Raw genomic sequence first — 18,476 nt, 5'->3', positions numbered from 1 at the left:
GTGCGACGGTCCCGGCGGCGACCTGCGGCCGGGGGAGCACGAATGGGACGAATGTACCAGAAAAGACCGCCGGGGGTCGGGGCCGCGGCCTAGGCTCGACGGGTGTTCGAACTCCACCACCTGAGCGCCCACGAGCAGTGGGACTGGCTGCGCCGCGGCGAGGTCTCGCCCCGTGAGCTGACCACCCACTACCTCGAGCGCATCGCCCGCCTCGACGGCGACATCGGTGCGTTCGTCACGGTGACCGGCGAGGCCGCCCTCGATCGGGCCGACGCCCTGGCCGCCGACGGGCCCTCGGTCGCGCCGCTCTGGGGGCTGCCGCTGGCCGACAAGGACCTCAGCGACCGCGCGGGCGTGCCGACCTGGTCGGGGTCGCGCCTCAGCCGGGGGCGGGTGCCCACGTCGTCGTCCGAGATCACCGAGGTGCTCGACGAGGCCGGCGCGATCAGCCTGGGCAAGACGGCCACGCCCGAGTACGGGCTGACCGCGTACACCGAGACGCTCGTCGGTCCGCCGACGCGCAACCCGTGGTCGCCGGGGACGGGCGCCGGTGGGTCGAGTGGTGGTGCCGCGGCCGCCGTCGCCGCCGGCCTGCTGCCGTTCGCGCCCGGGTCGGACGGCGGGGGCAGCATCCGCATCCCGGCGGCCGCCACGGGCCTCGTCGGCCTCAAGCCCTCGCGGGGTCGGGTGCCGGCGCAGTCAGGCCTGACCAGCCTCGCGGGTCTGCCGGTCGGCGGGGCGCTGGCCCGGTCGGTGGCCGACGCCGCCCTGCTGCTCGACGCGATGGTGTCGCCCGACGGTCGCGAACCGCGCCACCACCAGGCGCTCTGGGCGCCGCCGTCATCCGACGGGGCCTACCTCGGCACGGCCGTGCGGGGCGAGGGACGCTTCCAGGTCGCGGTGATGACGACCAGCCCCTGGGACGACGCGTTCGACGTCCGGGTCGACCCGCGCCTCCTGGGCGTCCTCGGCGAGACCGCCGACCTGCTCGCGACGATGGGGCACGGGGTCGACGAGACCAGCCTGCCGTCGTCGGACTACCCGGCTCTCTTCCGCACGATCTGGCAGGCGGGGGCGGCGGGCATCCCGGCCGAGACCGAGGCCGACCTGGCACTGCTCGAGCCGATCACCCGGTGGTCGGTCGAGCAGGGGCGCCGCGTCACGGCACGCGAGCTGTCGGCGGCGCTCGTGGGGCTGGCAGCGTTCGAGCGCGACGTGATCGAGCGGTTCTCGGCCTTCGACGCCGTCCTGACGCCGACGCTCGCGATGCTGCCGCGCCCGATCGGCTGGTACGACGCCGAGGACGCCGAACGCAACTTCGAGCAGCAGTGTCTGTACTCGCCGTTCACGTCGTTCGTCAACGTGGCCGGGCTGCCCGCGATCAGCCTGCCGGTGGGCGAGGTCGACGGCGTCCCCGTCGGCGTGCAGCTGATCGGGCGACCTGGGCGTGAGGACGTCCTGCTCGCGATCGGCGCCCAGCTCGAACGTCGGCTGCGGTGGCAGCGTCGGCACCCGCCGATGTGGTGAGCCGGGCCGCCACCCGGTGACGAGTCGGCCTGCCACCTGGTGACGAGCCGGGGTCTCAGTCGAGCGTCGGCACCGAGTCCACGAGCGTGCGCGTGTAGTCGTGCCGGGACCGTCGCAGCACCTCGTCGGTGACGCCCTGCTCGACGATGCGGCCGTCGCGCAGCACGGCGACCCGGTCGGCGAGGTGCTGCACGAGCCCGATGTCGTGCGACACGAGCAGCAGTGACAGCCCGCGCTCGTCGCGCAGCTCGCGCAGCAGGTCGAGGATCTGCGCCCGCACGGTGACGTCGAGCGCGCTCATGGGCTCGTCGCCGATCAGCAGCCGCGGCCGGTGCACGAGGGCCCGGGCCAGGGCGATGCGCTGCCGCTGGCCCCCGCTGAACTCGTGCGGCCAGGCCTCGGCGTCGGACGACGAGAGACCCACGCGTTCGAGCATCTCGGCCACCAGGCGGTCGTGGTCGCCCTCGACGCCCAGTGCGCGCAGCGGCTCGGCCACGGTGTCGCCCACGCGCATGCGGGGGTCGAGCGAGCTGTAGGGGTCCTGCAGGACGATCCCCGTCTGCCGCCTCAGCCAGCGCAGTCGGGACGCGCGGTCGGGGGCGACCGCCCGGCCGTCGAACGTCACGGTGCCCGACGTCGCCCGGTCGAGGGCGAGCAGCAGGCGCACGAGCGTGGACTTGCCCGAGCCCGACTCGCCGATCAGGGCGACGCTCTCGCCGGCCGCGACCTCGAGGTCGGCGTCGACCAGCGCGTGGCGCACCGGGCCCGGCTGGAAGGGCGACCGGCGCGGCAGGGTGAAGGTGCGGGTGAGGCCCCGGGCGACGAGCAGAGGAGGCGCGGGTACGGTCGTCGGGTCGCTCACGAGGCCCTCCAGGTCGTCGCCCTCGTGGCCTCGACGAGTCCGCGGGTGACCTCGTGCTCGGGGCGGTGCAGCAGCTGCTCGACGGGGCCGCGCTCGACGACGCGCCCGTGCGACAGCACCGCCGCGTGGTCGGTGATGCGCGAGAGCACCGCGAGGTCGTGCGTGACGAAGAGCAGCGACGTCCGCTGCTCGTCGACGAGGCGCTGAAAGAGCGCGAGCACCTCGGCCTGCGTCGTGACGTCGAGGGCCGTGGTCGGTTCGTCGGCGAGCACGAGTCCGGGGCGGTTGATCAGGGCCATGGCGATGCCGACGCGCTGCCGCTGACCGCCCGAGAGCTGGTGCGGGTAGAGGTCGACGACGGTCTCGGGGTCGGGCAGGCCGACCTCGGCGGCGGCGGACACCGCCCGGGCGCGGGCGTCGCGACGACCGACGCGGCCGTGCAGACGGAGGGGCTCGGCGATCTGCCGCCCGACGGTGACGACGGGGTCGAGGGCCGTGCGGGGGTCCTGGAAGACCGTGCCGACGACGCGGCCGCGCAGGCCGGCCAGCTCGCGCTCGGACGCCCCGAGCAGTTCGCGCCCGTCCAGCCGGATGCTGCCCGTGGCGCGGGCGCCGTCGGGCAGCAGACCGAGGACGGCCAGCGTCGTCATCGACTTGCCCGAGCCGGACTCGCCGATCAGCCCGACCCGCGCACCGTCGGGCACGTCGAGCGAGAGGCCGTCGACGACACGGCGGTCGCCGATGGTCACGGTCAGGTCGTCGATCACGAGGCTCACGAGACGACCCCCGGGGTGGTCGGGGCACCCGGGGCGCCCGGGCCGGTGGTCCGCGGGGGAGCGGCGGGTGGGGCCGGCGTCGACGGATCGACCGGGACGCCGCGTCCCGCCCGGCGGGACCGCAGTCGCGGGTCGGAGGCGTCGCGCACGGCGTCGCCCAGCAGGTTGAGCGCCAGGACGGTCAGCGTGATGGCCAGTCCGGGCCAGACCACCGAGCCGGGGTGCACGCCGATGAACTTCTGCAGGTCGCTCAGCAGACGCCCCCACGAGGCGGTGTCGGCGGGGGCGCCGTAGCCGAGGAACGACAGTCCCGCCTCGGCGAGCACGCTCGTGGCCATCGACAGCGAGAGCTGGACGACGAAGACGGGCGCGATGTTCGGCAGCACGTGGCGACGCAGCACGGCCCCGGTGCCGAGCCCGTTCGCCCGGGCGGCGAGCACGTAGTCGGTCCGCGCGACCTGGCGGATCTCGGACCGGCTGACCCGGGCGATCGTCACCCCGTAGCCGACGCCCACCGCGACGACCACGACGGTGAGCGACCCGCCGAACGCCGCGGCGAGGGCCATGGCGATCAGGAGCGTCGGGAACGCCACGAGCACGTCGATCAGCACGGCGACCGACTCGCGCACCCAACGCGCCGTCAACGAGCCGAGGGCGGCCAGGCCGACCCCGACCACGGTGGCGACCACGCCCGAGGCGACGGCGACCACGACCGTCGTGCCGGTCGCGGCGAAGACGTAGCTGAAGATGTCCCGGCCGACCGAGTCGGTGCCGAAGGGGTGCCCGACCGAAGGCGTCAGCCAGGCCGAGTACGGGTCGGTGTCGAACGGGTCGAGCGGGGTCCAGAACCGGCTGACCAGGGCGGACAGGACGATCAGGGTCGACCAGCCGACGCCGAACGCGCCCTGCGGTCGACGCAGCAGCTCGCGGACGAACGCACCGCGCCTCATCGATCGCCCTCGCGGAGGCGCGGGTCGAGTCTCCGGTGCACGACGTCGATCACGAGGCCGATGAACAGCACGAGCGTGGTCAGCGTCATCAGTTCACCCTGCACCTTCGTCAGGTCGCGGCGGCCGACGTCGGTCACGAGCATGCGGCCGAGTCCTGGCAGCGTGAACAGCTGCTCGATGACGACGGCCGACACGATCAGCCCGGCCACCTGCAGGCCGAGGATCGACACGACGCTGAGCATGACGTTCGGCAGCCCGTGCCGCACGAGGGCCCGCGACCGCGTCATGCCGTTGGCGGCGGCCGTCCGCACGTAGTCCTGGTCGAGGGCCCCGAGCGCCGCCGAGCGCGTGAAGCGCAGCAGCACGGCCCCCTCGACGATGCCGATGGTCAGGGCCGGCAGCACGAGCGAGCGCAGCGCCCGCCCGGGCTCGCTCCAGCCGTCGGCCGGGAAGCCCTGAGTGGGCAGCAGCCGCAGGGTCACGGCGAAGACGCCGATCAGCAGCATGCCCGCCCAGACGACCGGGACGGCCGCCAGCAGCTGGGCCCCCGTGCCGAGGACGACCCCGGAGGCGCGGCCGCGGCGGAGTGCGCTCGTCACGCCGAGCGGGATGCCGATCAGCAACCCGAAGACCAGGGAGAGCGCCGCGAGCGGAAGGGTGACGGCCAGCTTGTCGAGCACCTCGTCGATCACCGGCGTGCCCGTGACGAGCGATTCACCCAGGTCGAGTCGCACCAGCCCGGCGGCCCAGTCGAGGTACTGCACCACGACGGGACGGTCGAGGCCGAGCTGCTGACGCAGGGCGGCCACCTGCTCGGGCGAGCCGGTCGTCCCGGCGATCGCCTGGGCGACGTCGCCCGGCAGCAACCGCAGCGTCGCGAAGATCAGCACGCTCGCGACGGCCAGCCCCCCGACGAAGAGGAGCAGGCGGCCGACGACGAAGCGGGTCACTCCGCCGTGGCCAGGTCAGCCAGGTCGAGGCGGGTCGTGGTCGAGCTCGTCGGGAACCCGGTGACGCCGTCGTGGATCGCCGTCAGCGTGGTGGCCGTGTAGAGCCACTCGGCGGGGGCGTCCTCGGAGACGATCTCCGCCGCCTCCGCCAACTTCTCGTCGGCGACCTGCGGGTCGGTGGCCGCGATCGACTCAGCGTAGAGCTGCTGCACGGGCGCACTGTCGTAGCCCCAGTAGTAGTCCGGGTTCGCCCAGTTCGAGAAGTCGTGGGTCTCGGCGTGGTTCACCATGCTGAGTTCGAAGTCCTTGTTCACGTAGACGTCGTCGAGCCAGGTGCTGAAGTCGACCTGCTGCACCGTCAACGTGACGCCGACGGCCTTGAGCTGCGTCGTCAGCACGTCACCGATCGCGGTCGGGTAGACGTTGGGGTACTCGAGGCTCAGCGCCAGGTCGCCGTCGTGGCCGGCCTCGGCGAGCAGGCTCTTCGCCTCGTCGGGGTCGTAGGCGTCGACGCTCGTGAGGTCCGCGTAGCCGGGGTCGAGCTCGGGGATCGGGCCGCCCTGGTCGACGGCCGACCCTCCGACGGCGGCGATCAGCGCGTCGTTGTCGATCGCCAGCCGCAGGGCCTTGCGGACCTTCGCGTCGGTGAACGGTGCGACGGCGTTGTTGAACGCGAGGGTGTACTTGTCGGTCGTCTTGCCCTTCTCGAGCGTGATGCCGTCCACGCCGTCGAGCTGGCTCGACAGGGTCGCGTCGACCGCCGTCTGCACGTCGACGTCGCCCGAGATCGAGGCGTTGATCGCCGCGGACGGGTCGGTCACGTAGCGGAAGGTCACGCCCGCGACCTTCGCCGGGGTGCCCCAGTAGTCGTCGAAGCGCCCGAGCTGCAGGTTGTCGCCCTGTCGCCAGCTCGTCAGTTCGAAGGGGCCGGTGCCGTTCGCCGTGGTCGACAGGTCGTTCGTCGCCGACTGCTGCAGCACGAGACCGGCTCGCCCCGTGAGGTTGAACAGCAAGGACGAGTCGGGTCGCGAGAGCATGAGCACGACGGTGTCGGCGGCGGGCGCCGTGATGGTCGAGACGGCGGCGAGGTCGGCGTGGTTCGCGAGCGAGGCGTCGTCCTTGACCTGGGACAGCGACCAGACGACGTCGTCGGCCGTCATCGCGGCACCGTCGTGGAAGGTCACGCCGTCGTGCAGCGTGAACGTGTAGGTGAGGCCGTCGTCGCTGACCGTGTGGCTGGCGGCCAGCACGTCGCGGATCTCGTTGTCCTGCGTGCGGCCGACGAGGCCCTGGTAGACGTTGTCGATCAACACCTGGTCGAGTGCGATGCCCGCCGTGGTGCGGATGTCGAGGTCGCTCGGCTCGAGCACGAGACCGACCGTGACGGTCGCGTCGGGGTCGGGGGTGCCCGACCCGTCGGGGGACGAGGCGGACGAGCAGCCCGTCACGACGAGCAACAGCGCGGCGACGGCGGCGGAGAGGGGGAGGGTGCGCACCTGGTGGGGCCTTCCGGGGATGGCCGTGGCGGATCGTCCACGGCGACGAGGGACCGGGGGCGCGGGAGAGCCCCTCGGTCGTTCGGCGGGGGAGTCCCGGTCGCTGCTGAACCGGTCCACGCGATCCGCCACCGTGTTGCTGTCGGACACGGCACGGCCCCTTGTGCCGGGCGTCGCTGACGGACTCCCGAACCCGACAGAACTTACCATCACGGCAGCGAGGTCGCTGTCAATCGAGAGACCCGTGTGGCGGATGAGGCAAGCCTTACCTATATTGAAGGGGACATGCTCCTCGTAGACCAGAACCCGCCCCTGCCGCACGACGCCCTGCGCGTCCTGTTCGCCGCAGACGCGACGTCGATCCCCGTCCTGCGAGAGATGCTCTCGGTCCTGCCGATCTGCGCCCGGGGTCAGGTGTTCGTCGAGGTCGAGAGCGCCGACGACGTCGTGCCGCTCACCTCGCCGGGTCGCGTCACGGTCACCTGGCTCGCCCGTGACCGCCGCTCGGGCGTCCCCGGCACCAGCACCGCCTGTGCCCCCGGCCAGGCCCTCGAGCGGGCGGTCCGGGCCTGGCTCGGCGAGATGTACGTCGAACCCGAGACCGTCGCGACGGGTGAGCACGTCGTCTGGATCGGTGGCCCGCCCTCGTTCGCCTATGACCTACGGCACGACCTGCACGAGCTCTTCCACGTCGGCACCCCCGCCGACGCCTGAGCGGCGCCCCTCGATGACGATCACGTCCACCGCCACCGCCACCGTCGAGCGCCCGGCGAAGCCGGCCCACCGTCCCTACCGCGTCCGGGTCGCGGCCGTCCGTCGCCTGGCCCCGTCGTTCGTGCGCATCACGTTCACCGGTGACGACCTGGGCGACTTCGGCGTCGACGGCCTCGACCAGCGCATCAAGGTCGTCCTGCCTCTCGAGGCCACGGGCTACGACACGTTCCCGACCGAGGACTGGTACGCCTCGTGGCGCGCCCTGCCTCCCGAGCAGCAGAACGTCTTCCGCACCTACACAGCGCGAGCCGCCCGCCCCGCGCTGCGCGAGGTCGACGTCGACTTCGTCTGCCACGGCGACACCGGCCCCGCCTCGGCCTGGGCCGGTCGCGCCCGGGTCGGCGACGACCTCATGTTGATCGGTCCCGACGCGACGAGCGGCGTCACGGGCAGCGGGGTCGAGTGGTCGCCGGGTGACGCACGCACCGTGCTGTTGGCCGGCGACGAGACGGCGGCCCCGGCGATCTGCTCCATCGTCGAGGCGTTGCCGGCCGACGCCAAGGGGTGCGTCTTCATCGAGGTCCCGACCGCGGCCGACGAGCTCGACCTCGTCGCGCCTCCCGGGGTGGACGTCCACTGGCTGCCCCGTCGCGACGCGACGTCCGGCCACGGTGAGGCCTTGGTCATCGCCGTCCGTCGCTGGACGGCCCGCTACGTCACCGCCTGGCACCACGGCGTCGAGGTGAGCGAGGTCGACGTCGACCACGACCTGCTCTGGGACGTCCCGCAGGGCGACGATCCGCACGGTGCCGCCGTCAGCTCCGACCTCTACGCCTGGTTCGCGGGCGAGGCGGGGGCGATCAAGACGCTCCGTCGCTTCCTCGTCAGCGAGGTCGGCATCGACCGGCGCCAGGTCGCCTTCATGGGCTACTGGCGGGTCGGCAAGTCCGAGTCCTGACGCGAGGCCCCCGAGAACGCAGGAGGCGCGACCACCTCGGTCGCGCCTCCTGCGCTTCGCTCCCGGGTCGCGCCTAGACCTCGGCGGGCAGGCCGACGAGCTCGGAGCTGCGCTCCCAGAGGGCCTCGGCGAGCAGCGGGTCGGTCGTCTGACGGTGCAGGCGGCCGTGTGGCTTCATCTGGTCGAAGTAGGTGCCGCTCTCGACCGCGATCGTCGTGGGCCCGGCGAGCTGGACCAGCGGCACGGCACCGGCCGAGGCCGAGATGCCGTAGTTGCCGTTGGTCAGCACGTTCGCGACCCGCATGGAGCGCGAGTCCGAACCGAACCCGGTGACCACGATGCCCGGGTGGAACGAGAACGCCTCGAGCCCGGTGCGCTTCGCGAGCTCGCGGATGAAGAGGACGGTCTCGATCTTGGTCGTGCCGTACTGGCGCCACCCACCGCCCCAGCGACGCTTCGACCAGTTGAGGTCGTCCAGCCGCACGTGGCCGAGCAGGTTGGCCGTGCTCGCCGTCGAGACGACGCGGCCCCCGCTCTCGACGAGGCGGGGCAGGAGCAGCCGGGTCAGGAGGAACGGCGCGAGGTGATTCGACTGCAGGGTGCGCTCGAAGCCGTCCGCCGTGACGCCCCGTTCGCTGACGAGACCGCCGGCGTTGTTCGCGAGGGCGTCGATCCGCGGGTAGCGGTCGAGCAACCGGTCGGCGAGCGACCGGACGTCGTCGAGCCGGTCGTAGTCGACCAGGAAGGCCGTCCCGCCCACCTCGTCGGCGACGGCCTGCGTGCGCTCGGGGTTGCGTCCGACGACGCCGATCTCGGCACCGCCCTTCGCGAGTTCGCGGGCGGCCTCGCGGCCGATGCCGCTGCTCGCCCCGGTGATGATCACGGTGCGGGTCATCGATATCCGCCCTTCTCGAGGCCGGCCTCGATCTCGAATCTGTTCGACAGCGGTTCGCTGCCGGCCAGGAAGTACAGTACGGGCATCAGCATGCCGTACGTCTGCCACTGACGGACGTGCACGGCCTCGTGTTCGAGGACGCGCGGCCCGTCGTTGTCCCGGGTGAGGTACACGCGACCGATGCAGGTGCCGCCGCGCCTGAACGCCCAGCGGGGCAGTCCGCGGCACACGATCAGGTCACCGACCACGCGGACGCGTCCGACGCTGAGGGGTACCCCGACCGCGAGACCGACGGCCGTCGCCCAGGCGCAGCCGAGCCTCGAGATCGGGGAGTCGATCAGCGGATTCCTCACGGACGGCCGTACGCGTCCAGCAGTCGCAGCCAGACCTCGCTGACCGTGGGGTACGAGGGGACGGCGTGCCAGAGCCGGTCGATCGGCACCTCGCCGACGACCGCGATCGTGGCGGCGTGCAGCAGGTCGCTGACGTCCGGGCCGACGAAGGTGGCGCCGACGATCACCTTGCGGGTCTCGTCGACGACCAGGCGCGCCTGACCCTCGTACTCGTCCGAGTGGATCGCCGAACCGGCGACCGCCGCGAGGTCGTAGTCCACGACCCTGACGTCGATGCCGCGCTTGCCGGCGGCGTCGGCGGTGAGGCCGACGCTCGCGACCTCGGGGTCGGTGAAGGTGACCTGCGGCACGGCCGCGTCGTCGGCCGTGGCGACGTGGGCACCCCACGGCTCGGCCTGCACCGGCTTGCCGAACGCGCGGGCGGCGATGACCTCGCCGGCGGCACGGGCCTGGTACTTGCCCTGGTGGGTCAGCAGCGCGCGGTGGTTGACGTCGCCCACGCCGTAGAGCCAGTCGGTGCCCTTCACGAGCATGGTGTCGTCGACGTCGAGCCACTCGCCGGGGGTCAGCCCGACGTTCTCGAGGCCGAGGTCGGAGGTCCGAGGCACGCGGCCGGTCGCGACGATGATCTCGTCGGCGAGCACCGTGGAGTCGTCGTCGAGGGTGACCTCGACCGTGTCGTGCTCGGTGCGCAGCACGTTCGAGGGCGAGACGCCGAGGCGCACGTTGACGCCGAGTCCACGCAGCGAGTCGGCGACGAGTTCGCCGGCGAAGGGCTCCTGCCCGCCGAGCAGACCGCTGCGCGCGATCAGGGTGACGGTCGAGCCGAGCTGCTGGTACGCCGTGGCCATCTCGGCCGCGACGACGCCGCCGCCCACGATGACGACGCTCTGCGGCATCGACTTCACGCTGGTGGCCTCGCGGCTGGTCCAGGGCTTCGCCTCGGCGAGGCCGGGGATGTCGGGCAGCAGCGCCGACGATCCGGTCACCGCGGCGACGGCGTACTTCGCCTGGTGCACCTCGCCGTTCACCGTGACCTCTTTGACGCCGGTGATGGTGGCGTGGCCGCGGATCAGGTCGATGCCGGCACCCTCGACCCAGTCGGCCTGGCCCGAGTCGTCCCAGTTGCTGGTGAACGAGTCACGGCGACGCAGCACGGCGGCGACGTCGACGTCGCCGGTGACGGCCTGCTTGGCCCCGTCGAGCGACTTGGCGGCACGGACGACGGCGCTGGACCGCAGGAGCGCCTTGGACGGCATGCAGGCCCAGTACGAGCACTCGCCGCCGACGAGCTCGGCTTCGACGAGGCCCACCTTGAGGCCGTTGCGGGTGGCGTAGTCGGCCACGTTCTCGCCGACAGCGCCGGCTCCGATCACGATGAGGTCATAAGTCGTCATGGCCCCGACGCTAGTCTCCCCACGACACGTGTTCCCAGGCGGTGCGCCCGGGGGACATGGCCGTTTCGTGAATCACTCCTGGGTCTTTCCTGAACGGCCTGAGCTAGATCCGCGAGGCGCGGGTAACGTCCTCGACATCAGCGCACCACCGCGATCCTTGCGGCGGAGCGCGTCAACCTACGAGGAGGCACACATGGGACTCGACGACAAGATCAAGAACGCCGCTCAGGACATCGCCGGCAAGGCGAAAGAGGCTCTCGGCGACCGCAAGGGCGACGACGAGCTGAAGGCCGAGGGTCAGAAGGACCAGGCCGGTGCCTCCGCCAAGAAGGTCGGCGAAGACGTCAAGGACGTCTTCAAGTAGGCCGATCCGCCTCGTTCTCGAGCCCGTCCATCCTCCGGGGTGGGCGGGCTCTTTCGTGTGCCCCGGCCGAGGAGGCGCGGTCAGCGTCCCGTGAACTCGGCGGCGGTCCGCGAGACGAAGGCCTCGAACCCGATCCGGGCGTCGTCGGAGGCGAGCAGCCGCACGAGCTCGGGCTGCAGTCGGGCCTCGGCCGCGGCATCGCCCTCGCGCACCGCGAGCCGGGCGTTCGCCAGCGTCGCCTGGACGGCCAGGGGAGCCTGCGCCGCGATCCGTCGGGCGAGGTCGAGGGCGTGGTCGAAAGCCGACCCGACGTCGACCAGGTCTTGCACGACTCCGATGCGCCGCGCCTCCTCGGCGTCGAGGAGGTCACCCGTCAGCAGGTAGCGCATGGCGTCGCCCCAACCGACCCGGCGGGGGAGGCGGATGGTCGCGCCGCCGAACGGGAGGATCGCCCGGCTCACCTCGATCTGACCGAAGCGGGCGTCGCGGCTCGCCACCACGACGTCGCTCGCCAGGGCGAGTTCGACGCCCAGCGTCAGGCAGGTGCCCTGCACGGCCATGACCACCGGCTTGCTCACCTGGCGACCGTGCACCTGCCACGGATCTAGGCCGCCCTCGGGGACGACGTCGAGGCCCTCCGCGGTCACCGCGGGCACGACGTCGCCGAGGTCGAGGCCGGCGGTGAAGTGGTCGCCGTGGGCGAAGAGCAGCCCGACGCGCAGGTCGGGGTCGCGGTCGAGCTCGCCGTAGGCCAGGGCCAGCTCGCGCAGCATCCGGAGGTCGGCGGCGTTGCGCTTCTCGGGACGGTCGAGGCCGATCAGCAGCACGTGGCCGTCGCGGTCGACCGTCACGCGCGGACGGTCGCCGCCCGAGGCGGCGAGGTCTGCCGGGTCGGCGTTCGTCGGGCCGGCGCTCATCTCGACAGGGCCCCGAGGATGCGCAGGATCGCGCCCATGTCGTCGGAGGCCGCCGCGGCGTCGACCGGTGCGAACGAGCACAGGCCGGCACCGACGAGGGTGAACCGCTCCTTCAGGGCCGTGATCGTCTCGATCAGGACGCTCAGCTCGAGGCCGAACGGCTGGGGGTCGAGCAGGCCCTCGATCACTCCCGGGTCGAGCACGTCGAGGTCGACGTGCAGGTAGACCTCGGTGGCCCCCGAGGCCTCGACGGCGGCGACCACCTCGGTGGGGTCGAAGTCGAGCGACGACACCGTGGGGACGTGACGGCTCTCGATGTAGCGGTCTTCGGCGTCGTCGTAGCTGCGCGCCCCGGCGAGCACCACCCGGGCGGGGTCGAGCGGCTCGGGCGTCGGGCCGGGGCCGATGGTCGGGAGGTCTTCGGTGGCGTCGCCGATCAGAACCCTCAGCACCATGCCGCTGAAGGCACCGCTCTCGCTGCTGCGAGGGCTGTGGAGGTCGGGGTGGGCGTCGAACCAGACGACGGCGGTGCGAGGGGTGACGGCGTGACGGACGGCCGCGAACTCGACGCCGCAGTCGCCGCCCACCACGATCGCGGGGGAGTCGTCGGTCCGCAGCTCGCGTCCGACCGACTCGGCGATGGTGAGCACCGAAGAGAGCCGGTGCACCCGCGTCCCGAGAGAGTCACCCGCACCCACCGGGACCTCGACCACGGTGGTGGCCGTCGACGGCAGGTCGCCGAGGATCGCGTAGGCGCCCTCGGCGAGCCGCATCGCGCGCGACGACGGAGAACCCTGCCACTGTGGAACCACGACGAACCTCACGGGCGTCAGTCTGTCACGGGCGGGTGCCCGTGCTCCAGGTCCAGGGGCGACTCAGTGCACCGACGGCGCGCTCGAGGGGCCCCCGCCCGACGAACCGTTGCCAGAGGGTGGCGTAGACGAGCGTGAGGACGACGGCGCCGACCAGGTGGCCCAGGGGCAAGCCGTAGGCGGCGGTCGGGTCGGACAGCCGGTACACGGTGAACAGCGGTGCGGTGATCAGCACGTGTGCCGTGTAGACGGTGAGCGGTTGAGCGCCCGTGGCCGCGAGGGGTCGCAGGACGGCGCGGACGACCGCAGCCGCGCCTCCTCGTCCCTGGCCGTGGGGCGTCACGGGACGACGCGCGGTGGTGGCGAGCAACAGCAGCCCGAGCACGGCGGCGGCGACGCCGCCCGAGCCCACGATCTCGGCCGGCATGCCCTCGTGGTCGGCCGGGTCGAGCCAGGGGACCGAGGAGGCGCCGGGCAGGAAGCGCGCCGAGTACCCCACGATGGCGGCCGACGTCCCGACGACGAGCAGCGTGACCTGGGTGCGGGTGCGGGTCAGGTCGGAACGCGCCGCGGCGAGACCGACGAGCAGGAACGGCGTCCAGACCAGAGCCGGGTAGGCGCCGACCAGCAGGGCCTGGGTCGCGAGGCCGGCGGCGCCGGACAGCGCGGTGTCGCCGTAGGCGTCGACGGGGACGAACGAGGCCAGCCACGGGGCCACGACGGCGAGCAGCGCGGCGGCCGCCAACAGTACGGCTCGGGGGGCGTACAGCAGCCCCAGCGCCAGGACGAACATGACGCCGTAGTACGGCAGGATCACCAGGAGGTAGGGGTTCCAGGCCTGCAGTGCGAGGCCCAGCACGATCAGCAGGCCGGCCCGGATGGCGATGCCGCCGACGATTCGCCCTCGACCGCCGCGGGGCGTCGGTCGGGCGCCGCCCGACACGAGCCCGAGCGAAACCCCGGCGAGGGTCGCGAAGAGGATCGCCGACCGCCCGTCGAAGACGCGCTCGTCGAGCAGCAGGCGAGGCCACATGTGGGCGGCGAACATGCCGATCACGGCGAGGCCGCGGGCGACGTCGACGCCCATCAGGCGGGGTGCCGCCCGGCGCGCCGGCACGGGCGGGACGTCCACCGGTGCCGGCGTGCGAGGCAGCGGCTGGCTCACTTGTCGAGCGCGCCGAGCTTGAGGGCGGCGAGGCGTGCGTCGACCTCGGTCTGCTCGCCGAGGTCGTCGAGGCTCTCGAACTGCGCGTCGAGGCTCGAGGCGGCGAGCTCTTGACGACCGAGCATCTTGGCCTCTTCGCGGCGGACCTTGTCCTCGAAGCGGCTGATCTCGCTCGTCGGGTCGAGGATGTCGATGCTCTGGACGGCGTCGGCGACCTTGGTCTGCGCCTCGACGGTCTTCGAGCGTGCGTTGAGCTCGTCGCGCTTGGCGGCGAGCTGGTCGAGCTTGGACCGCATGCCGGTGAGGCCCGTCTTGAGCTTGTCGACGACGTCGGTCTGGGAGGCGATCTGCGGTTCGGCGGTCTTCGCCTCTTTCTCGCTCTGCAACTGCTTGCCGAGGGCCACGCGGGCGAGGGCGTCGAACTTGTCGGCGTCGACCGTGTTGCCCGACGAGCGCAGTTCGTCGGCCTTGTTGCTCGCGGCCAGTGCCTTGCGCTCCCAGTCCGCGGCGGCGGCGACGTCCTCGGCGTGGTCCTGCTCGAGCAGGCGCAGGTTGCCGATGGTGGTCGCGACGGCCTCCTCGGCCTCGGCGATGCTGTTGGTGTAGTCGCGGACCATCTGGTCCAGCATCTTGCTGGGGTCCTCGGCCTGGTCGAGCAGGCTGTTGATGTTCGCGCGGGTCAGTTGCGCGATGCGTCCGAAGATCGACTGCTTTGCCATGGTGCGTCCTTTCGAGAGGTGGTGCCGTGGGGTGGTGCTCGTCGTACTCGTGGTGCTGCTCGTGCGGGCGGGGCGGGGCGGGGACGGGCGGGTCTAGAACCGGCCGCCGCCGGAGCTGCGGCCGCCTCCGCCGCCACCCCCGCCGCCGCCGAAGCCGCCTCCGCCGCCCCCGCCGAAGCCGCCGCCTCCACCACCGAAGCCGCCGCCACCGCCGCTGAAGAGTCCACCGAGCAACATGCCGGTGACGATGCCGCCGAGGTCGGCCCCGGCCGACCCGCGGGTACCGACGCCACCCCCGAACGGGCTCGCCTGCTGGTAGGACGAGACCTCGGCCTCGGCGCCGGCCGCTGCGGCCTGCGACAGTTGGACGGCCTGGTGGGCCTCGAACAGAGCGGCGTCGCGGTCGGACGTCGCGAGCGACACTGCGGTGGCCAGGTGGCGCTCGGCCTCGGACAACCGGGTGCGCGGCTGCGGGCCGATGCCGCCGCGACGTGTCTCGATGAAGTCGCGGGTGGCGCTGATCTGGCTGCGGGCGGTCAGCAGCGCCTGGTCGAGGGCCGCCTGGGCCCGGCGCTGCTTCTCGGTGTCTTCGCGCACGGCGGCCAGCACCTGGTCGATGCGGTCGTTGGCGGCACCGAGCGAGGCGACGACGGCGAGCGGGTCGTCGGTCGTCGTCTCGGCCAGCGCGACGGAAGCCCGTGCGGCTGAGACGGAGCCGGCGATGTCGACGCCCTGCGGGGCCGAGCCGTCGGGCAGACCTTCGGCCGTCGCGATGTCCCGCCGCAGGTCGAGGGTCATCGCCGAGATCGTGCTTCCCGCCGTCCGCAGCGACTCGGCGGCCCCGTCGACCGCGTTCAGCAACTGGTCGACCTGCGCCAGGGCCTGACGGGCCTCACGGACGGCGATGACGGCCTCCGAGGTGGAGGACGACGCCATCGCGGTCGCCGCCGTGCGGGTCCGCTCGTCGGCGAACTCGAGCAGGCGGTCGGCCTGGTCGTCGTTCTGGTCGATGGACGCGACCGCCCGTGCCGAGTAGATCGTGGTCAGCTCGCCGATGACGGTGCGGGCCCTCGCGAGCCGGGCCCGTCGGGTCTCGATCTCGCCGGGGAGGGCCGCCACGTCGCGCGGAGCCCGACTCTCGGCCTCGCGCAGCTCGTCGAACGCGGCGGACTGCTCGGCGAGCGACGCGTCGGCCGCCTCGCACAACTCGATGATGCGGGTGGTCCACTCGCGGCGTTGCTCGGGGGAGTCGGGGACGGAGTCGTCGAGCTTCTGCTGCAGCGCGAACGCCTCGCGAGCGTGCACCCGGGCCGCGTCGAGTGCCTCGGCGAAGGGCCGGGCCGCGTCGTCGCCGAACTGTGCGGCGGCGAAGCCGACCTCGTGCGCGCCCGCGGTCAACTCGTCGTCGAGGGCGACCAGCACGCGTGCCGCGCGCTTGTCGAGTTCGTCCTGATCCGCCTTCTGCACATCGAGCTCGCGGCGTCGTCGTCGTGCCCGGCGGACCACGAACACCACGGCGACGACCGCCGCGACGAGGACCAGCACGAGCAACGCCCAGAGCACCCAGCTGAGGTCGGGGCCGGCCTCGTCGCTGCGGATGCCGTCGGCCAGGGCGACGGCGGCGCCGGCCCAGTCGCCGTCACGCAGCTCGGGCACGACGACGTCGGTCTGGAGCGCCTGTCGGTCGGATTCCGGGATCACGGACGTGTCGGCCGAGAGGTCGTAGAGCTGGTCGTCGACCGCCACCGAGAGCAGGACGTCGTTCGTGCCGAGCTGGTTCAGGGACGCCGTGGCCTCACCCCAGGCCGTGCGGTCGGCGGGGGAGGAGAACGAGTCGACGTAGACGACGAAGAGGTTGACGCCGGTGTCGGTCGAGAGCCGGTCGAGTGCGTCGGTGACCTCGGTCTCGTCCGCACTCGACAGCACGTCGGCCTGGTCGACCACGTAGCCGCCCGAGAGGTCGACCGGCTCCACCGCCTGGGCGGGGACCACGCCGAGGGCGATCGCAGCGACCGAGGTCAGCATCGCCGTGGACACGGCGGTGACCACTCGGCTCGTCGGTCGTCGGCCGGTCGTCGATCTCGTGCTCACGACGCTCCCCTCGCTCGTTGCGGGGGAGTCTATCGACGGCCCCCGTCAGACTGCCCGCGTCGCGGTGCGCACGGATCGGGCGACGACGAACCGGTCACGGGACGGGTCAGGCGACGAAGAGCAGAGCGACCGACGCGACGGCGCAGACCGCCCCGACCGCGTAGAGCACGACCCCCACGGTGCGGGGCGCCCGTCCGTCGTCGTGCGGCGGGTGGACGCGGGCACGGTGCGGGCGGTCCGGGTCGTAGTGCACGGTCAGCTCGGTCTCGAGCGGCGTCGTCACCGGGACGTCGCCGAACTGCGTCTCGTGCAGCTGCCCGTCGACGTCCATCCACCGGGCGGTCGCGGCCCGGGCCCAGTCGGGCGGCGGGATGACCACTCCGACGGTGCTCTCGAGGCGGGTGGCACGGCGCCGCAGCACCCAGCCGGCCAGGAGGAAGGGCGTGCCGACGATGAACCCGAACCAGCCGAAGAGCTCCACCACCGGCGAGATGACGGAGAAGGCGTCGCTCATGCCACGATCGTACTGTGCCGCCGCACACCCCGTGACGAACCCGGAGCCCCGTGAACCCCAGCCCCCTCGGCCGTGTGCCGTCGCCCTTGCTCGCCGTCGCGGCGATCGTCTCGGTGCAGTTCGGGGCGGCTCTCGCCAAGACGCATTTCGAGGCCCTGGGGCCCCTGGGTGCCGCTGCACTCCGCCTCGCGTTCGGCGCGACCCTGCTGGTGCTGGTCTTCCGCCCGCGCCCGTGGCGGTGGCCCCGCCGCACCTGGCTCGGAGTGCTCGTGCTGGGTCTCGCCCTGGCCGGGATGAATTCGCTCATCTACCTCGCGATCGACGTCGTGCCGCTCGGGGTCGCGGTCACCCTCGAGTTCCTCGGCCCGCTCGTCGTCGCACTCGTGCAGACGAGGCGGTGGTGGGACGCGGCCTGGGCCCTGCTCGCCCTCGCCGGGGTCGTGTTGCTCGGCTCCGACTCGACCGGCGCGATCCCGATCGCCGGTGTGCTGCTCGCCCTCGGTGCCGGCGCGTTCTGGGCCTGCTACATCCTGGCCAACGCGTCCCTGGGTCGGGGCCGCGACCCCATGGGGGCCCTCGCGACCGCCATGCTCGTCGCCGCCCTCGTGGTCGTCCCGTTCGGAGCGCACGACGCGACGGTGGCCGTCCGGGCCGACCCGCGCCTCCTGCTGGTCTTCCTGGTGGTGGCGGCGCTGACCTCGGCGATCCCGTACGCCCTCGAGTCGGTGGCGCTGCGGCGACTGCCGACCCGGGTGTTCGGGGTGCTGTCCAGCCTGGGGCCGGCGGTGGCCGCCCTGGCCGGGCTCATCGTGTTGGATGAGGCGCTCGGGGTGCGCGAGGTGGTGGCCCTGGCCTGCGTGACCGCGGCGAGCGTCGGGGTGACGGTCGCGGCCGGTCGTCGGCGGCGTCGCGGGGCCCTGCCCGAGGCCCCGGCGGCCTGATCGGACGGCGCCGGTTCCGCCGCTGTCCGCGGAGCGAACGAGACGACGAGCCTGACAACTCCGCAAGGTCGTGTA

At 72.7% G+C, this 18,476-nt stretch carries 19 protein-coding genes; 5 read left to right on the top strand and 14 right to left on the bottom strand.

Annotated elements, in window-relative coordinates:
- Positions 1-102 precede the first annotated feature (102 nt).
- The gene (locus tag AC1MBW_RS00495; protein ID WP_480025093.1) at positions 103-1,527 is read left to right on the top strand and encodes an amidase; all 1,425 of its coding nucleotides are present in this window, start codon (positions 103-105) and stop codon (positions 1,525-1,527) included.
- A 55-nt stretch (positions 1,528-1,582) separates the two neighbouring features.
- Here the strand turns inward: AC1MBW_RS00495 and AC1MBW_RS00490 are convergent, their stop codons facing one another.
- From AC1MBW_RS00490 to AC1MBW_RS00470, 5 genes are read right to left on the bottom strand one after another with little or no spacing between them, the layout of a single operon-like run.
- Entirely contained in the window at positions 1,583-2,389 is an 807-nt protein-coding gene (locus tag AC1MBW_RS00490; RefSeq protein ID WP_480025092.1) for an ABC transporter ATP-binding protein, read from the bottom strand.
- Entirely contained in the window at positions 2,386-3,165 is a 780-nt protein-coding gene (locus AC1MBW_RS00485) for an ABC transporter ATP-binding protein (RefSeq protein ID WP_480025091.1), read from the bottom strand. The genes AC1MBW_RS00490 and AC1MBW_RS00485 overlap by 4 nt, the downstream gene beginning before the upstream one ends.
- Positions 3,162-4,115, bottom strand: coding sequence for an ABC transporter permease (locus AC1MBW_RS00480; protein WP_480025090.1), 954 nt, complete (start codon positions 4,113-4,115; stop codon positions 3,162-3,164). The genes AC1MBW_RS00485 and AC1MBW_RS00480 overlap by 4 nt, the downstream gene beginning before the upstream one ends.
- Complete coding sequence (locus AC1MBW_RS00475) at positions 4,112-5,065, bottom strand: ABC transporter permease (protein WP_480025089.1); 954 nt, start codon at positions 5,063-5,065, stop codon at positions 4,112-4,114. Before AC1MBW_RS00475 ends, AC1MBW_RS00480 begins: the two co-directional genes overlap by 4 nt.
- The gene (locus tag AC1MBW_RS00470) at positions 5,062-6,561 is read right to left on the bottom strand and encodes an ABC transporter substrate-binding protein (protein ID WP_480025088.1); all 1,500 of its coding nucleotides are present in this window, start codon (positions 6,559-6,561) and stop codon (positions 5,062-5,064) included. Before AC1MBW_RS00470 ends, AC1MBW_RS00475 begins: the two co-directional genes overlap by 4 nt.
- A 285-nt stretch (positions 6,562-6,846) precedes the next feature.
- On the opposite strand from AC1MBW_RS00470, the gene AC1MBW_RS00465 reads away from it, so the two are divergent.
- Both AC1MBW_RS00465 and AC1MBW_RS00460 read left to right on the top strand, forming a co-directional pair.
- Entirely contained in the window at positions 6,847-7,275 is a 429-nt protein-coding gene (locus AC1MBW_RS00465) for an SIP domain-containing protein (RefSeq protein ID WP_480025087.1), read from the top strand.
- A gap of 13 nt (positions 7,276-7,288) precedes the next feature.
- Positions 7,289-8,233: a siderophore-interacting protein gene (locus AC1MBW_RS00460; protein ID WP_480025086.1), complete on the top strand. Its 945-nt coding sequence runs from the start codon at positions 7,289-7,291 to the stop codon at positions 8,231-8,233.
- A gap of 73 nt (positions 8,234-8,306) precedes the next feature.
- Here the strand turns inward: AC1MBW_RS00460 and AC1MBW_RS00455 are convergent, their stop codons facing one another.
- Genes AC1MBW_RS00455 through AC1MBW_RS00445 form a run of 3 tightly spaced genes read right to left on the bottom strand, consistent with a single transcriptional unit; the run spans position 8,307 to position 10,878 of the window.
- Entirely contained in the window at positions 8,307-9,128 is an 822-nt protein-coding gene (locus tag AC1MBW_RS00455; protein WP_480025085.1) for an SDR family NAD(P)-dependent oxidoreductase, read from the bottom strand.
- The gene (locus AC1MBW_RS00450) at positions 9,125-9,481 is read right to left on the bottom strand and encodes a Fe-S oxidoreductase (RefSeq protein ID WP_480025084.1); all 357 of its coding nucleotides are present in this window, start codon (positions 9,479-9,481) and stop codon (positions 9,125-9,127) included. The genes AC1MBW_RS00455 and AC1MBW_RS00450 overlap by 4 nt, the downstream gene beginning before the upstream one ends.
- Positions 9,478-10,878: a dihydrolipoyl dehydrogenase family protein gene (locus AC1MBW_RS00445; RefSeq protein WP_480025083.1), complete on the bottom strand. Its 1,401-nt coding sequence runs from the start codon at positions 10,876-10,878 to the stop codon at positions 9,478-9,480. Before AC1MBW_RS00445 ends, AC1MBW_RS00450 begins: the two co-directional genes overlap by 4 nt.
- A gap of 193 nt (positions 10,879-11,071) precedes the next feature.
- On the opposite strand from AC1MBW_RS00445, the gene AC1MBW_RS00440 reads away from it, so the two are divergent.
- Complete coding sequence (locus tag AC1MBW_RS00440) at positions 11,072-11,242, top strand: CsbD family protein (protein ID WP_043595102.1); 171 nt, start codon at positions 11,072-11,074, stop codon at positions 11,240-11,242.
- Between the two features lie 80 nt (positions 11,243-11,322).
- On the opposite strand, the gene AC1MBW_RS00435 is transcribed toward AC1MBW_RS00440, so the two are convergent.
- From AC1MBW_RS00435 to AC1MBW_RS00410, 6 genes are all read right to left on the bottom strand, one after another.
- Positions 11,323-12,159 carry a crotonase/enoyl-CoA hydratase family protein gene (locus AC1MBW_RS00435; RefSeq protein ID WP_480025082.1) on the bottom strand — a complete coding sequence of 279 codons (837 nt, stop codon included), beginning with the start codon at positions 12,157-12,159 and terminating at the stop codon, positions 11,323-11,325.
- On the bottom strand, positions 12,156-12,983 hold the full coding sequence (locus tag AC1MBW_RS00430) for an arginase family protein (protein ID WP_480025081.1): 828 nt from the start codon (positions 12,981-12,983) through the stop codon (positions 12,156-12,158). Before AC1MBW_RS00430 ends, AC1MBW_RS00435 begins: the two co-directional genes overlap by 4 nt.
- A gap of 13 nt (positions 12,984-12,996) precedes the next feature.
- Complete coding sequence (locus tag AC1MBW_RS00425) at positions 12,997-14,103, bottom strand: DUF418 domain-containing protein (RefSeq protein WP_480025080.1); 1,107 nt, start codon at positions 14,101-14,103, stop codon at positions 12,997-12,999.
- Between the two features lie 29 nt (positions 14,104-14,132).
- Entirely contained in the window at positions 14,133-14,855 is a 723-nt protein-coding gene (locus AC1MBW_RS00420) for a PspA/IM30 family protein (RefSeq protein ID WP_054147486.1), read from the bottom strand.
- A gap of 93 nt (positions 14,856-14,948) precedes the next feature.
- Positions 14,949-16,946 (bottom strand): TPM domain-containing protein, encoded by a 1,998-nt coding sequence (locus tag AC1MBW_RS00415; protein WP_480025079.1) that lies wholly within the window; start codon positions 16,944-16,946, stop codon positions 14,949-14,951.
- Positions 16,947-17,052: 106 nt separating this feature from the next.
- A complete protein-coding gene (locus tag AC1MBW_RS00410; protein ID WP_480025078.1) occupies positions 17,053-17,460 on the bottom strand; it encodes a hypothetical protein in 408 nt (135 codons plus the stop codon).
- A 50-nt stretch (positions 17,461-17,510) separates the two neighbouring features.
- On the opposite strand from AC1MBW_RS00410, the gene AC1MBW_RS00405 reads away from it, so the two are divergent.
- Positions 17,511-18,401 carry an EamA family transporter gene (locus AC1MBW_RS00405; protein WP_480025077.1) on the top strand — a complete coding sequence of 297 codons (891 nt, stop codon included), beginning with the start codon at positions 17,511-17,513 and terminating at the stop codon, positions 18,399-18,401.
- The last annotated feature ends 75 nt before the right edge of the window (positions 18,402-18,476 follow it).

It is taken from the genome of Frigoribacterium sp. AP1 (genome assembly GCF_056680555.1).
This window is presented reverse-complemented; position numbering and strand designations above follow the sequence as displayed.